The 14,575-nt window shown below is 62.8% G+C and carries 17 protein-coding genes; 6 read left to right on the top strand and 11 right to left on the bottom strand.

Translation table 11 applies throughout. The features are described from left to right. Positions 1 to 30: 30 nt before the first annotated feature. The gene (locus tag G4G71_RS13575; RefSeq protein WP_169938343.1) at positions 31 to 930 is read left to right on the top strand and encodes a LysR family transcriptional regulator; all 900 of its coding nucleotides are present in this window, start codon (positions 31 to 33) and stop codon (positions 928 to 930) included. A gap of 209 nt (positions 931 to 1,139) precedes the next feature. After that, complete coding sequence (locus G4G71_RS13580) at positions 1,140 to 2,066, top strand: cation diffusion facilitator family transporter (protein WP_054908899.1); 927 nt, start codon at positions 1,140 to 1,142, stop codon at positions 2,064 to 2,066. A 45-nt stretch (positions 2,067 to 2,111) separates the two neighbouring features. On the opposite strand, the gene G4G71_RS13585 is transcribed toward G4G71_RS13580, so the two are convergent. The 6 genes from G4G71_RS13585 to G4G71_RS13610 all read right to left on the bottom strand — a co-directional run bounded on the left by G4G71_RS13585 (position 2,112) and on the right by G4G71_RS13610 (position 5,758). Then, positions 2,112 to 2,588 (bottom strand): hypothetical protein, encoded by a 477-nt coding sequence (locus G4G71_RS13585; RefSeq protein WP_169938345.1) that lies wholly within the window; start codon positions 2,586 to 2,588, stop codon positions 2,112 to 2,114. Between the two features lie 112 nt (positions 2,589 to 2,700). Beyond that, positions 2,701 to 3,219: a hypothetical protein gene (locus tag G4G71_RS13590; RefSeq protein WP_169938347.1), complete on the bottom strand. Its 519-nt coding sequence runs from the start codon at positions 3,217 to 3,219 to the stop codon at positions 2,701 to 2,703. Positions 3,220 to 3,310: 91 nt separating this feature from the next. Next, positions 3,311 to 3,610 (bottom strand): hypothetical protein, encoded by a 300-nt coding sequence (locus G4G71_RS13595; protein WP_169938349.1) that lies wholly within the window; start codon positions 3,608 to 3,610, stop codon positions 3,311 to 3,313. A gap of 34 nt (positions 3,611 to 3,644) precedes the next feature. Beyond that, a complete protein-coding gene (locus G4G71_RS13600) occupies positions 3,645 to 4,040 on the bottom strand; it encodes a hypothetical protein (RefSeq protein WP_045214467.1) in 396 nt (131 codons plus the stop codon). Then, complete coding sequence (locus G4G71_RS13605) at positions 4,037 to 4,624, bottom strand: hypothetical protein (protein ID WP_037008977.1); 588 nt, start codon at positions 4,622 to 4,624, stop codon at positions 4,037 to 4,039. The genes G4G71_RS13600 and G4G71_RS13605 overlap by 4 nt, the downstream gene beginning before the upstream one ends. 225 nt (positions 4,625 to 4,849) lie before the next feature. Beyond that, a complete protein-coding gene (locus G4G71_RS13610) occupies positions 4,850 to 5,758 on the bottom strand; it encodes an alpha/beta fold hydrolase (RefSeq protein ID WP_169938351.1) in 909 nt (302 codons plus the stop codon). Between the two features lie 604 nt (positions 5,759 to 6,362). On the opposite strand from G4G71_RS13610, the gene G4G71_RS13615 reads away from it, so the two are divergent. Together G4G71_RS13615 and G4G71_RS13620 are read left to right on the top strand one after the other, a co-directional pair. Then, positions 6,363 to 6,557 (top strand): hypothetical protein, encoded by a 195-nt coding sequence (locus G4G71_RS13615; RefSeq protein ID WP_169938353.1) that lies wholly within the window; start codon positions 6,363 to 6,365, stop codon positions 6,555 to 6,557. After that, a complete protein-coding gene (locus G4G71_RS13620) occupies positions 6,554 to 6,889 on the top strand; it encodes a low molecular weight protein tyrosine phosphatase family protein (RefSeq protein ID WP_169938355.1) in 336 nt (111 codons plus the stop codon). The genes G4G71_RS13615 and G4G71_RS13620 overlap by 4 nt, the downstream gene beginning before the upstream one ends. Before the next feature lie 436 nt (positions 6,890 to 7,325). Here G4G71_RS13620 and G4G71_RS13625 read toward each other — a convergent pair whose 3' ends face one another. The 5 genes from G4G71_RS13625 to G4G71_RS13645 form a co-directional block, all read right to left on the bottom strand. Next, positions 7,326 to 8,156, bottom strand: a complete 831-nt coding sequence (locus G4G71_RS13625; RefSeq protein ID WP_169938357.1) for an alpha/beta fold hydrolase — start codon at positions 8,154 to 8,156, stop codon at positions 7,326 to 7,328. Positions 8,157 to 8,494: 338 nt separating this feature from the next. Then, positions 8,495 to 9,184 (bottom strand): type 1 glutamine amidotransferase domain-containing protein, encoded by a 690-nt coding sequence (locus G4G71_RS13630; RefSeq protein ID WP_169938359.1) that lies wholly within the window; start codon positions 9,182 to 9,184, stop codon positions 8,495 to 8,497. A 6-nt stretch (positions 9,185 to 9,190) separates the two neighbouring features. Next, positions 9,191 to 10,135: an NAD-dependent epimerase/dehydratase family protein gene (locus G4G71_RS13635; protein WP_169938361.1), complete on the bottom strand. Its 945-nt coding sequence runs from the start codon at positions 10,133 to 10,135 to the stop codon at positions 9,191 to 9,193. 36 nt (positions 10,136 to 10,171) lie between these two features. Then, positions 10,172 to 11,176, bottom strand: a complete 1,005-nt coding sequence (locus tag G4G71_RS13640; protein WP_169938363.1) for an acetoacetate decarboxylase (ADC) — start codon at positions 11,174 to 11,176, stop codon at positions 10,172 to 10,174. 224 nt (positions 11,177 to 11,400) lie between these two features. After that, positions 11,401 to 11,997, bottom strand: coding sequence for a phospholipase D family nuclease (locus G4G71_RS13645; RefSeq protein ID WP_169938365.1), 597 nt, complete (start codon positions 11,995 to 11,997; stop codon positions 11,401 to 11,403). A gap of 455 nt (positions 11,998 to 12,452) precedes the next feature. On the opposite strand from G4G71_RS13645, the gene G4G71_RS13650 reads away from it, so the two are divergent. Together G4G71_RS13650 and G4G71_RS13655 are read left to right on the top strand one after the other, a co-directional pair. Next, on the top strand, positions 12,453 to 13,475 hold the full coding sequence (locus tag G4G71_RS13650; RefSeq protein WP_233297724.1) for a GlxA family transcriptional regulator: 1,023 nt from the start codon (positions 12,453 to 12,455) through the stop codon (positions 13,473 to 13,475). A gap of 116 nt (positions 13,476 to 13,591) precedes the next feature. Beyond that, complete coding sequence (locus G4G71_RS13655) at positions 13,592 to 14,515, top strand: 2-hydroxyacid dehydrogenase (RefSeq protein ID WP_169938367.1); 924 nt, start codon at positions 13,592 to 13,594, stop codon at positions 14,513 to 14,515. Positions 14,516 to 14,575: the final 60 nt, after the last annotated feature.

Consider the following 14,575-nt stretch of genomic DNA (forward strand, 5'->3'; position numbering starts at 1 on the left):
AAGATTGCTTTCACCTGTGGAGAACGCGAAGTGCATTTTGATCTTGCCGATCTGCGCCTGATCGCCGCCATCGCCAGCACCGGCAGCCTGAGCAAGGCAGCGGCCTCGGTGCCCGTGGCGGTCTCGGCGGCGAGCAACCGCCTGCGCCAGTTCGAAGAGCGCTGCGGGCTTTGCCTGTTCGCCCGGCACAGCGATGGCATGACGCTGACGCCGACCGGCCGCCTGGTGCTTGAGGCCAGCCAGCGCGTGCTGAAGGAGGCACGGCAGCTCAAGGACACCCTGCAGGAGCTGGGCGGTGAACGGCGCATCACCTTGCGCCTGGCGGCATCCACCGTCGCCAACAGCACCTTCCTGCCCACTGCGCTGGGGCCGTTCCTGGCGGATTATCCGGAAGTGGACCTGCAACTGATCGAGCAGAACAGCAAGGATGTGTTGCTCGCGGTGCGGGACGGCTCGATCGACATCGGCGTGTATGACGGCAACCTGCCCACCGCGGGCCTGCTGTCGCTACCGTTCCGCAATGACAAGCTGGTGCTGCTGGTGCCGCGGGATCACCCGCTGGCCAGCCAGCACCTGCCCAGTCTGCGCGACGCGTTGAGCTTTCCCTTTGTCTGCCTGCCGGCCGAGCGCGCCATGCAACGCTTCGTCGAGGCGATGGCGGTACGCAATGCGCTGCCGCTCAAGGTGCGCGTGCGCGCGCCGAGCTTCGATGCCATCGCCCAGCTGGTCGCCCAGCGAGTGGGCGTGGCCATGTTGCCGGAGGCTGCCGCGACGCGGCTGGCGCAGGAATTGCCGACGACGCTGGTGGCCCTCGCGGACCCCTGGGCCACCCGTGAGCTGCGCCTTTGCGTTGCCGACTGGGATGCCCTGTCGTCCCACGCCCGGCAATTGGTGACCTACCTGATGAACGAAGGGGCAGCGCCGTCCTAGGTCGAGGCTGCGCCGCCCCGGCGGAAATGGCGGCAGCGGGGGCGTGCTGGTGGCGCCGACCCCTTGCGACGTTGCATGGGCACATTGCCGGGGCGCCAATGGCCGTGGCCAGGCCCCTGGCGTATAGTCGCGCCCCCAGCGAAACCGCCAGGGCCGGCCAGGCCGGCTTCCGGCGACGCAACCATCGAGGCGCGAGGAGCACGCCAGCAATGAAAACAGAACAGGGCATCCTGCGGCTTTCCATCATCGTGACCGTGCTGTTGGCCGGTTTCGGTATTGTCGTCGGCCTGCTTTCGGGATCCTTCTCCATCGTCTTCGATGGTGTCTACTCGCTGGCCGACGCCAGCATGAGCGGCCTGGCGCTGATGGTGGCGACACTGATCCGCCGCCACACCACCGAGGGCGACGCCAGCCGGCGTCTGGCCGAACGCTTCAACATGGGCTTCTGGCACCTGGAGCCGATGGTGCTGGCACTCAACGGCACGCTGCTCTGCGGCGTGACGCTGTATGCGCTGATCAACGCCATCGGCCGGCTGCTCAGCGGCGGCCATGCGCTGGAGTTCGGCTTCGCCATTCTTTATGCGGCGGTCGCCACCCTGGTCTGCTTCGCCCTGGCGGCGGTGCAGTTCCGCGCCAACCGGCGCATCGGCTCGGACTTCGTCGCCCTCGATGCCAAGTCCTGGGTGATGTCCGGCAGCATTTCCCTGGCCTTGCTGATCGCCTTCCTGGTCGGCGACCTGGCGACCGTGAGCGGCTACGCGCAGATCGGCCCGTATGTCGACCCGGCGGTGCTGGCGCTGATCTGCCTGGTGATCCTGCCGATTCCGTTCCTGACCATTCGCCAGGCGCTCAAGGACATCCTGCTGGTCACCCCGCCGGAGCTGAAGCAGCACGTCGACGAGGTCGCCGCGCAGATCGTCGCGCAGCACGGCTTCCTGGCGTACCAGGCCTATGTCGCCAAGGTCGGGCGGGCACAGCAGATCGAGCTGTACTTCATCGTCCCGCCGGGCTGGCCGGCGCAGACCCTGGACGAGTGGGACCGACTGCGTGACGAGATCGGCGAGGCCATTGGCGGCGAGGGCCCGAACCGCTGGCTGACCATTGCCTTTACCACCGATCCGCTCTGGACCCGCTGAGCCTGACCGGGCTGGCGAGCGCGCCAGCCCGTTGGTTTGCCGGCCTCAGGCCGTGGTATTCACCGACGTGCCGCTGGTGCCGCTGCCGGACTCGGTCAGCGCTTGCGAATAGGCGGCGGTAGCCGCTGCCACGGCCGCCGAGGCGGACGACACACGCGCTTGTGCAGCCTGGGCGGCGATCTGCTGGGCCTGTTTTTCTTCCTCGGTCTGGCCGCCGCCCTGGCTGGCCTTGGCAAGCTCCTGCTCGGCTTCTTCCAGTTCCTTCTGCGCCTGCTCCATGGCCTGCTTGAGTTTTTCCAGGGTGGTGTCGGAGCTGCTGTCCGAGCCGCCGCTTGCCGCGGCGCCACCGGCACCTGCCGCTCCGCCCGCGCCTTGTGCAGAACCACTCGCCCTGGTCTGGCGGGTACTGGTGGCATCGGTGGTGGTGCTGCCTTCGCCGCTCGCCGCTGAGGTCGAGGTGGAAGCAGTCGAGGCAGTGGAATAGCGAACGTTGGTGGCGCTGACGGCGCTGATGGTGGTCATGGCGAGGCTTCCGCTGAGGATGGTTATCCGACAGTGGCGGCCGCCGCGCAGCGAAATTTAGCGTGGTTTGTTATCGACTTGGTATCAGGCCTGGTACGACCTTGCGGCGGTGTCAGTGCTGTTCCACCAGTCGAGGCGTCTGCGAGCCTTCCAGGGACAGGTGGATCACGCCGGCGCGGCTGGGGAAGTTCGGCGAATCGTCGTCGGTGTTTTCCATTACCGGGATATCGATCAGCGTGCGCTGGCCCGTGGGGTCGCTGACCAGCCTGGCATTGAGTGCCTCGATCGAGCGCCAGCCACCGCCGCCGACCTGCATGGCATCCAGCAGGCTGTAATGCTCCTGGCCTTCCTCGTTCGGGGTGGAGGTGAAGACCGCGAGGTACTGGTTGTAGTTGTTACCCATGTCGAAGCCTTCGACGGTGAAGACCGCCAGGGTCAGCTCGCTGCCGTTGCCGGCCTTCAGGGTCTGCACCCGGGTGGCCTCGGGGTAGCCAGTGGCGAAGCTGTCCTTGTACAGCTCGACCAGGCGGCCGACCTGTTCTTCCAGGGGCTTCGGGACGGGCGCTTGCTCGGCGGCGTGGGAGACGGCGCAGGCCAGCAACAGGCTGGCGGGCAACAGGTGCAATTTCATTGCAGAAACATCCGTGTGACGGTTGGAGCGCGGCCGGCCGGCATCGAGGATGCCGACCTTCGCAGGAGCACAGGAGGAGGGTGACAGTCGCTCAGTTCCTGGGCACCCAGTCCCCGATCTGCGAGCAGGAGTAGGTGTTGGAATAGTCGTAGTAGCGCTGCATGGGCGCGCTGCTTTCGTAGCTGCCGCACTGGTAGACCGACGTGCCTTTCTGCAGGATCAGGAAGTGGATCTGGGTGACTCGCCCCGGCGCCACGTAGGCCGCCTTCACTTCATACCCGCTGCGCAGCAGCTCCGTCACCTTGACCTCTTCGGCAGAAGCCTGCGAGCTGATGGCCAGGAGACCGAGCAACGGAAATGCGGCTTTCGCCAGGTAGTTCATGCTTGGCATGGTTTCGTCCCTTCCTTGGTGGGGAAGCCTGGGCTCAGGCTTCCGGCTTCAGCGCGATGCCGCCGCAATTGCCGCGGGTCAGCAGGTAGTCCACCTGCCGGGCGCGATTGATGGCGACACGGATTTCGCAACTGGCGGAGTGGACCACGTCGCCCCAGTACTCGGTATGCACCAGTTGGCCGTTCTGCGGGCCGGTGTAGGTGCCGAGCGCTTCACGCGAGACGTAGGAAGTATCGCGGCGGTAGATCAGCACGACCCAGTCGTTCTCCGGCGCAAGGCCAATATCGCTGGGTGCGCCGAAGTGGTCGATGGCATCGCCGGCCGGGCGGCCCTTCCAGTAGCTGCGGGCCTGTGCTTCGGGCAGGGTGGGAATGGCGGAGCAGCCGCCGAGCAGGATGGCGATCATCCCGAGTGCCAGTAGTCCTTTCATTGCACGCCCTCCTTGGCCGGTGCGTTCTTGACGGGCATCTGCTCGAAGCCCTTGTCGACCATCTGCAGGATCAGGTTCTTGGCGTGCTCACGGTTCTGCAGTTGGAACAGGCCAGGGGCGGCCGAGACCAGCTGCGTCATGGGCATCTTGCCCAGCGGGTACATCTTCTGCTCGACGTGTGCATCCGGCTTGCAGAGGAAGTCGCGGCTCTGGGCGATCCACGCCTCAGGCTTCTTCTGCCATTCCTTGGAGACCTTCTTCGGACGGATGTCGTTGTAGAACTTGTCGTAGTTCTGCGCGCCGTTGAGGCGCACGCGATTCTTCGCGCAGTCGACCTCGACGTCATAGGCGGTAAAGGTCGGCTTGGCGCCTTCCTCGTAGAACTGATAGACGCCCAGCGAGCGCACGCCGTTCTTGCGGTCGTAGATGTTGGCGGGGTCGCCATCGATGACGAAGATTTCGTTCTTGTAGAGGCTGCCCTGCTGGTGAATCAGCCAGAAATCGCCAGAGGGGCCTTCCGCTTGCGCGGCGAGCGGGCTGCAAAGCAGCAGGGCAGGCAGCCAGGGCCTGAGGGGCTTGAACATGAGCGGACATTCCTTTGCCGTTGTGATCGCCGGGGCACAGCGCACCCTGGCGAAAGAAGGGTAGGAATCTAGTGGCGCAGTAGGAGAGGGTCAACCTTGCTATCGGATTTCTGTGACGAGCGGCAGCGAACTTTCTTTGTTGACCATGCGCTGATGGGGAAGGCTTGGGGCCGCTGAAACGTCCGGCATCAGGCGCTAGATGCCGGGCTCTTCATGGCGTGGATCTCAAGGCGAAATGAATTGACGAATGGCCTGGATCGTCGGGGCTGGCGCCTCTTCCATCAGCCAGTGCCCGGCGCCCGGCACCACCACTTCGGTGACGTTGTCGGCAGCATTGCGCATGACGATGGCTTCGTTGGCGCCGAAGGATTTTTCACCGCCGACGGCGAGTACCGGCATCGTCAGCCGCGTTTTGTTCGACGCCTCGTTGTCCACCGCGTCCTGGCGAATGCTGCGGAACTGGGCAAAGGCGGCATGCATCGCGCCGGGACGGGCGTAGAGCTTGGCATAATGCTGCCGGGTCGCTTCGTCCACCTTGTGCGGATCGCCGGCGAACTCGTTCCAGAAACGGTCCAGGTAAATGCGCTCGCGTCCTGCCACCAGCCGTTCCATATCGGGGCCGCCGAAGTCGAAGTGCCAGAGCATCGGCGAGCGGACGATCTCATTCCACGGCGCGATGCCGGGGACGGGAGCGTCCATCACCACCAGGCGCTCGGTCCGCTGCGGATAACGCGCCGCATAGGCATAGGCCACCATGGTGCCGATGTCATGGCCGATGACCACCGAGTGCTCGATGCCCAGCGAGGCCAGCACCGCCCGCACATCTGCGGCCTGGGTCTTCTTCTCGTAGCCGCTGGCCGGAATCGACGACAAGCCCATGCCACGCAGGTCCGGCACGACGACGGTGTGGTCCTTGGCCAGGTCCGTGGCCAGCGGCGCCCACATGTCGCCGGTATCGCCGAACCCGTGCAGCAGCACCACCGCCGGCCCGGTTCCGCCGACGCGTACATGGATGGTCGCGCCCTCTACGGCGACCTCCTGGGTGCGAAAGGAGGAGGGGAAGGCGGCTATCCCCGCCTGGGCCGGAACGCTCAAGGTCACCAGCAGGGACGCGGTCAGCAGGGTACGGATCATCGTGATCTCTCCAGGAGTGTCGACTGGAGGAGCGTAGTTCGGATTGCGATGGATACACGGACCGGTACTGCCGCACGGCTGTCACGCAGATTACGGCTCCCGAGGGGAAGACCACTGTTCCCCGCACCGGCCTCGTCTCCCTGGCAGCGCCAGGGCTCGGAGAACATGATCCTCGGTGTCGCTCTGGGACTGTTCGTCTACACACTCGCCATCCTCATGGCCGAAATGGCCGTGGACTGCCGGAAGCGGCCAGAAGAGGCAGCTGTGCTGAGGTGATTCGAGCAATCTGGCCGAAGCTCTACGCATAACGAATCGCTGCGTACACGCCCACCTGTGCAGGTAGGTCCGTTCTGGCGGGCAGTTGCATGGAACGATGCAGCCAGTGGCTGCGGCCTGGTGGCGGTGTTGGCGTCCATTTGCTACGGGCAGCAATCGGCCAGTAGCGGACTGTGGCAGCAGGTGAACAAACAACTACCTGATCGCTATGCGCCCCGCTTATAACAACGGCACTCTCGTCCCCTGGCCTACGCCAACATACTCCCCTACCATACGCTCACCTCGTATTGCCGCGGCTGCTGACCCCGGTGCTCACGAGGAAACCACCATGCAAAGAACCCGAGCCTGGAGACGCCAGCAGGCCCGTAAACACGGCAAGACCTACACAACACAACCACCTGCATTCAAGCTGGAAAAGCACTGGAAGTTGCTGTACGGACGCGCCGAAAAGCTGAAGAGGGCACGCCAGCTCGGTATGTGCTATCCCGTTCGCTCCACTCGCCAGTTGCTGGATCAAGGATGACCAACCTTCTGTTCATTTGCAGTCGTAACCAATGGCGCAGCCCCACTGCGGAAAGTATGTGGCGTCGCCGCGCAGGCTTCGCTGCCCGCTCGGCAGGTACCAGCCCGAATGCACGCAGGCCCGTCAGCCCGGCGGATATCCGCTGGGCCGATGTCATATTCGTCATGGAGCGCAAGCACCAGCAGCGGCTGCAGGCGGAGTACTCACGCCTGCTTGAACACAAGCGATTGCACGTTTTGGATATTCCCGATGACTACCGCTACATGGCCCCTGAACTGATCACCATCCTGGAAGACACCGTAACGGCCTGCCTTAATGAGGGGGAGTTATGATGACTCTTGAACCAACCAAACAATGCAAAATCTGCGGGCGCGCGCTCGATTTATCAGGCGATCCACTTTCAACCGATTGCGGCGATGATTGCTGGGGGTGCGTCGGAGAAGTCGAAGCCGATATGGGTTGTCCGGAGTCGCTTGAACAGGTACGCGAGGAATTTGAGGCAGGGCTCCGTCCAGCTTGGATCGATCCAGCTAAACCTTGATATTGCTAGCATCGGAATGTCCGCTATGGGTCGGTAGCGGCCTCTCGTCAGGGGCAGCAATCGGCCAACAGCGGACAAATGAGGCTGAAACTGCGATCTTCGCACTAGTGGAGCGATGCTCCGGTTAAAGGCTCTGACCGTCGCTCCGACGGCTAATTAAACGGAACGCCATGCCGTCGCGCCCATGGAAAGGAAGGGAGCCAGAAATACCTGGCTCCCTGGCGCGGTTAGCCGCGAATGAACGCCAGCAAGTCTGCGTTGATTGTCTCAGCTTCGGTGGTTGGCATCCCGTGGGGGAAGCCAGAATAGGTTTTGAGAGTCCCGTTCTTGAGCAACTTTGCTGAAAGCGGCCCGGAATCCTCGTAGGGTACGATCTGGTCGTCATCCCCATGCATCACCAGCACGGGAATGGTGATGCTCTTGAGATCTTCCGTGAAGTCCGTCTGGGAGAATGCCACGATTCCGTCATAGTGAGCCTGGGCACAACCCATCATGCCTTGGCGCCACCAGTTCCAGATGATGCCTTCGGAGGGTTTCGCACCCGGGCGGTTGTAGCCGTAGAACGGCCCGGCCGGCACGTCATAATAGAACTGGGCGCGATTGGCCTTGAGCTGGGCCTGAAGGTCGTCAAACACCTCCTTGGGCAGGCCGCCAGGATTGCTCTGGGTCTTGACCATCAGCGGAGGAACCGCGCTGATGATCGCGGCCTTGGACACACGGTCCTCGCCGTGACGGGCGATGTAGTGGATGACCTCTCCGCCGCCGGTCGAGTGGCCCACATGTACCGCCCCCTGGGTACCAAGGTGATTGACTACCGCGGCCACGTCGTCAGCGTAGTGGTCCATGTCATGTCCATCCCACACCTGGCTCGATCGTCCATGCCCGCGGCGATCGTGAGCAACGACTCGGAAGCCGTTCGCCACGAAGAACAGCATCTGGGCGTCCCAGTCGTCGGCACTGAGCGGCCAGCCATGATGAAAGTGGATGACTGGGGCGTTCCGGGGGCCCCAATCCTTGTAGAAGATCTCGACACCGTCTTTGGTCGTGACGTATCCCATGTTCGTGTCTCCGGATTATGTGTAGATCGATGAACCGGCGCCTGCAGACGTGCTGTGGCCGGGAGCGTTATTCCATCCGTCGGCCGGAACGAGAGGCGAAAATCGCCCCAGACTGACTCTGCAGCGATACCACTACGCCCCTTGTACTGGCTGCTCCGCAGCGTGCCGTCCGATGCACGAACGACCGCCACCATGCGGAGCCTCCTTCGCGTCAATCACAGCGGCAGCGTTACCTCCGAAATTGCGCGTCCGACTACTACGCACCGCTGTTCGGTTATTCCAGGAGCAAAACCCTGCTGAGGGTTCATCGGGTCTCCAGGGCCAACAATTGGTTGTCTTCAGGCGCTCAGTACTGAAATGACCCGTTTGGCAGTGACCTTGGCTGACTGAGGGTTCTGCCCTGTCACCAGGCGGCCATCCACCACAGCCTTCGGCGTAAAGGGAACCAGCGCCTTATCGAATCGGGCGCCACGTCGCTTCATCTCTTCCTCGGCGTTGTAAGGCACCTGTTTGGCCACCCCTGCCAGGATCTCTTCCATCCAGGTAAAGCCGGTCACGCGTCGCCCTGCGACGAGCAACGAGCCGTCCGATAGCCGAGTGTTCAAAAGGCCGCAGTAGCCATGGCATACGGAGGCAACGATGCCTCCATGCTCATAGATCTCGCGGGCGAGTCGCTGCAGCCCTTCATCATCCGGATAGTCGTACATCACGGCGTGACCGCCGGTGAAGTAGATCGCATCGAAATCCTTGCCGCGTAACTCTCCCGGCGAGGCGGTGTGCGAGAGCAACGCCATGCTGGCGGGGTCAGCCAACCAACGTTTAGCGGAGGCATCGGCGTTCGGCCATTTGAGCGAGCGTGGCTCCAGAGGTATTGCTCCCCCCTTGGGGCTTACCAACTGCTGCTCGTAGCCCTGGGCAGCAAAGAGGTCGTAAGCGTGAGAGAGCTCCGACAGCCACAAGCCGGTTGGCTCGTCGGGATTGTCGAAGTGAGCCACGTTGGAGACGACATGGAGAATGCGACGGGGCATGACGGTCTACCTTTCAAACGGATTCGGGCTGGATTCTGCAAAGAGCTGCTCGAGCCCTCGGCGATAAGTGGTCACCTGGAACTCCGGGAAGCGCCGCTTGAATTTCGCCGAGTCGAACAGGTTGTCGCGCTCATAGCGCGGCAGTAGCTCGCGAAGTTCGCGGACCTGCCGGGATAGCAGGCCGGCGGCTATCAAAGTCCACTTGCCGAGCACTCGATAAGAGGGCTCACGACCGACTAGGTCGGATGCCGACGCCACGATCTGTCGGTAGGTCAGGCGATCATCGTCGCAGGGCAAATGCCAGGTTTGCCCGAACGTGTCCGCGGCGTTACCCAAGGCCGCCAGCGCGCGGCTCGCGTCGGGAGTCCAGATGAGCGTGCGCCGGGTGTCGTCGCGCACCGGCACTCGCGGCGTCTGGCCCAACTTGATCTTGTCGATGACCAACGTATTGGTAATGCTCTGCGTCTTGTCAGGACCGTAGAACTCGGGGGCTCGTCCGATAACGACGGGGATTTCGCCCCGTGCCGCCTCCTGCAGGACCATCGACGCCATCGCAGCACGCACCTTGCCTTTGCGGCCTAGGGGTTCGAATACGGATGCTTCGGTCAGTACACGGCCATCCTGCGGGTACATGTAGGTGTTGTCGAAATAGACGAACTTGGCCTTTGCTGCTCGGGTCGCATCCAGCGCGTTCTTGAGCATCGTTGGAAACTGCTCTTCCCACAGCCGCGTATCCGGCGGCAGCCCCGCAGTGAAGTAGACGATGCTGCTACCCTCTACCGCCCTGGCAGCCTGGCCGGCATCAAGCAGGTCGGCCGGCACCAGGGAGTCGGAGTCGTTGACCTTCTCTGGTCGGCGGCTCACAAGTCGCAGATTTGTTGTATAGGCGCGGTTAAGCTCTCGCGCCAGTTCCACCGCAATCTGGCCGGTGGCGCCCAAGATGGTCTGCATGCGATTTCCTCACTTGGCCCTGGGAACCCGCAACACTCAATCGCGCGGCAGCATCGTCTGCAGCGGTTCCGGCGCATACAAGGCACTCTGGAACTGCGGCACATACTCGTACTTCAGCATCGACCCAAGTTTCAGTGACTTGATGTAGGTCGACAGGCTGCCGTCGCTCAGGCTCAGCTTGACGGCGTCCGAGCTTGTCGTGGAGGCATGGCGCAGCTGCCGGGAGACCGCATAGCCGTAGCTGAGCTCTGCCTTGTGATCGAGATTAGTGAAACTGTTGGTGACCAGTTCGACGTCCTGCGACAGATCAGCAAGCTTCGCTGTTTCCAGGGTCACGTCGACCTTGCCGGTCTGGCTATCGCTGATGCTCACCACCACCGATTTGTCCGTCTCACGATAGTCGATAGGTGTCAGCCATTTGGGCAGGTTGTAGCCGACCACGCCGCGCACTCTGGCCAGCTCGGTGTTGACCGGCAGCTTCAACACATACCCCCACAGGTCCCTGCTCATCGACTGGCTGATCAGGCTGATGGGCCCCAGGTTGCTGCGGCCTGGCTTGTTGGTGACGATGGACAAGGCAATTTCGTTGTAACTGTCGTTGTCGCAGTAGTGATAGGCGTAGGCAGTCAGCGCCACCAGACCTCGGCCAGGCCAGATCTGCAGTGGCTGCACCTGCTCCAGGACCTTGGCGGGCATCAGACCCCGGAGTCTGTCCAGATCGGCTGTGAAGACCACGGTGACCCGGCTGTTGTTGTAATAGAAATTCGGGGAATAGGACTCAAAGCCCATGTCGACCTTGGTCTTTGTCAGGGTCTTGAACCAGCTCAGGTCGATATCCGGAGCCTCCTGAGCAATCACCGAGAGTGGCGGATTGGAGTGGTAGCGATCGTACAATCCCCCTTTCACGACAGGGATGACTTGCCCGGCAATCGTCGTGGCGGCCTGGGCGGCCGCTGGATCGGTTGGTTGTGAAGCCCAGGAAGGCACCGCTATGGCGGCGCTAAGAAGGCCACAAGCAAGGGCAAGTGAAACAGGTTTCATATCGAAGGTCTCCGCGTGTTGGGCTGGCTCCGCCAGAGGAGGCAGCATCTGTGCACCGACTCAGTTGGCGGTGTCTGTGCGGAACCCTAAGATTAAAGTTAGCTTTAAGGTCAAGGAGCTTTGAGAGTTATTAACGGCGCGATGAGAGAGAATAAGAGCGATGAATGACAAGCGTCTGGTTGGTTGGGGACCATGCAACGCTGCCAATGGGCAAGCCCAATAGTCTAGAAGTTCACGTCCGCTATGGGTCGGTAGCTGCCCTCAGCAACGGCAGTAATCGTGCTATCTGCGCCCGCGCAGTTCGCAGGGTACGGCTCGCCAAGGTCCCAGCGCGATTGCCAGTGCTCGATGTATTGCCGGGAGACTTCCGGCATCCCCTTGATGACCACAACATTCTCGGAGTTGGTCATTTCGGCCGAGGGGGCAAAATTGAATGACCCTGTCTCGACCGTCGCTCCATCGACGATGATGGTTTTGTCGTGGTGAAGGTGAAAACGGTCGTTGGTGCGCAGCGCGACGCCATTGTGAACCACCAGGTCCATGGCCTTTCTGCTGGCCGCGCCCAGGTTTCGTCGCTTGTCGATCACCACTTGCACCCTGACGCCGCGCTTGGCAGCGTCAACCAGCGCCTGGGCGATGTCTTCCGCCTGGAACGCGTATGCGAGCATCTGGATGCTTTCCTGCGCATTGCCGATTGTTTTCAGGACCAACACCCGTGCTGAGCCTTCAGGAGAAAAACCAACCTGCACGGACGGCTCTCCCCAGGAGGGCAAAGCAATGCCAAGCAGCAATATCGGCGCGATGACGAGAATTTTGTACATGTTGCGCACCTGGCCCGGAAAGGCTTTGTGTTGCATGGACTGGATACTGAACGGACATCCTCGGCGCCCCTCATGCCACCTGGCGCGCTTCGCTGCACGCTGAAGAATACCTTCGGCAAGCTAGCCATCAAGCAGCCGTCTTCACTACATAGCAGAACAACGACTGTCCCAGAACGTCTGCTATGGTCGGCAACTGCCGATCACCCGCGGCAGTGATCAGCCAGAAACGCTCATGAGAATTCCGATTGAAGCGCCCAGCGGAGAAGGTGATGGCGGCGTGCAGAGCAGGGCGCCTGCCGTTGCGGTTGCGGGCGTGCCTGGCTCTTGTGCACGGAAGCGATGGCTGTGCCTGGGGGCGTTTGTATAATTCGCTTCCATAGGAGGCAGGGCCGGCTCCGGATCGGGGCGCGCGGTTGATTGCCCCTGCCAACAGCAATTCGCAAAGGTACGCAGCAGTGGAAAGACGCCAGTTCAGCGAGTCGATGCAGGGGCAGAACCTGCGCTTCGTCGATGACCGCAAAGGCGAGCCGCAGCGGCAGCGCAAAGTCGGTTTCGTGTTGCTGGAGAACTTCTCGCTGCCGGCCTTCACCCAGGCGCTGGATACCCTGGTCACCGCCAACCTGATTCGCGAAGGCGCCTTTGCCACGCGCACCTATAGCCTCGATGGCGAGGCGGTGACCAGCGATCTCGGGTTGGTGATCTGTCCGGCGGCTGCGCTGGAAGGCAGGTACCTGGACATGGATCTGCTGGTGGTTTGCGGCGGCCTGCGCACGCCGCTCAAGGACATGCCCGGCCTCAGCCGCCTGCTGCAACTCGCCGACGAGCGCGGCATCGCTCTGGCCGGCCTGTGGAATGGCGCATGGTTTCTCGGAAAGGCCGGCCTGCTGGATGGTCACCAATGCGCGGTACACCCGGAAAATCGCGCCTCGCTGGCGGAGGTTGCGCGTAACAGCGTGGTCACTGCCGAGAGCTATATCCTCGACCGCAACCGCCTGACCGCTGGCAGCCCGACCGGTGCCTTCAACCTGGTGCTGGAGTGGATCCACAACCTGCACGGGCGCGAGCTGGTGGAGGGCATCGTCGATATCCTCGCCTTCGAGGAATCCCGTTACCGTCGCACCCGCCCGGCATTGCACGAGAAGATGACCCAGCCGCTGCGCGACGTGCTCAACCTGATGAGCGCGAACATCGAGGAGCCGCTCAGCACGGATCAGCTCTCCGAGTGCGTGGGGCGCTCCAAGCGTCAGCTGGAGCGGTTGTTCCAGGAGCAGCTGGGCACCTCGCCGGTGCGCTATTACCTGGAGCTGCGCATCACGGAAAGCCGCCGCCTGCTGCAGCATTCGGACCTGTCGCTGGTGGAGGTGGCATTGGCCTGCGGTTTCGTTTCGCCCAGCCATTTCAGCAAGTGCTACACCTCGTTCTTCGGCCATTCGCCGTCCAAGGAAATGCGCTTCGGTTGCGTGCGTTCCGCCAAGTAACGCAGGCGCCTGACGAGTCAGTCTGCGTGCCCGCAGTATCTTGTCGGTGGTGTTCCTCGCGCAGGTCGGCTGGTTAACTGGCCGGACGTGCAGAGAACAAGAGTGAGGAACAGGACGTGATTTTTCTTTACAACGCCGAACCCGAACACGCGGAAAAATGGCGGGCCCTGCTGGCCGCCCAGGTGCCGGACCTGGAGTTCGTCGAAGGCTTCGAGGCGGTCGACCCGGCGCGTGTCACCTACCTGCTGACCTGGAAGGCGGTCGCCGATATCGAGCGTTACACCAGCCTGCGCGTGCTGTTCGCGGCCGGCGCCGGGGTGGACCAGTTCGACCTGTCGAAGATTCCCGAATCGGTGGCACTGGTGCGCATGGTCGACGAGTCCCTGGCGGACATCATGGCCGAGTTCGTGGTGATGTCCGCGCTGGCGCTGCACCGCGAGATGCCGGCCTACCGCGCCGCGCAGGCGGCGCAGGTGTGGGAGCCGCTGAGCATCCTCCCGGCCTCGACCAGCCGGGTTGGCGTGATGGGCCTCGGCCAGTTGGGCCAGGCATGCCTTGCGCAACTGCGCCACCTGAAATTCCGGCTGCTGGGCTGGAACCGCTCGGAGCGGAACATCGACGGGGTGAAGACCTACACCGGTCCCGGGGAGCTCGCAAGCTTCCTGTCCCAGTGCGACATCCTGTTCAACCTGCTGCCGCTGACCGACAGCACCCGCGGCATACTCAACCGCGAGACGCTGGCGCAACTGCCCAGGGGCGCCGGACTGATCAACGTCGGCCGGGGCGAACATGTGGTGGAGGCCGACCTGGTCGCGGCACTGGACGCGGGGCAGATCGGCGCGGCGATTCTCGACGTATTCCAGCAGGAGCCGCTGCCCGAAGGGCATCCGCTGTGGTCGCACGCGCGGGTGTGGGTCACTCCGCACATCGCCAGCACCATGCAGGTGGAAGGCGGTGCGGCGGTCGTGGCGAAGAACATCCTGCGGGATCTGCAAGGCAGCGAATTGCTGCACACCGTGGATCGCCAGGCGGGCTACTGAGGCGTTTCGCTTATCGCTGAAATAGCCGGCGTGCGCTGTTTGCCGTGGGCGGCACTTTCG

The organism is Pseudomonas multiresinivorans, assembly GCF_012971725.1.
GTDB lineage: Bacteria > Pseudomonadota > Gammaproteobacteria > Pseudomonadales > Pseudomonadaceae > Pseudomonas > Pseudomonas multiresinivorans.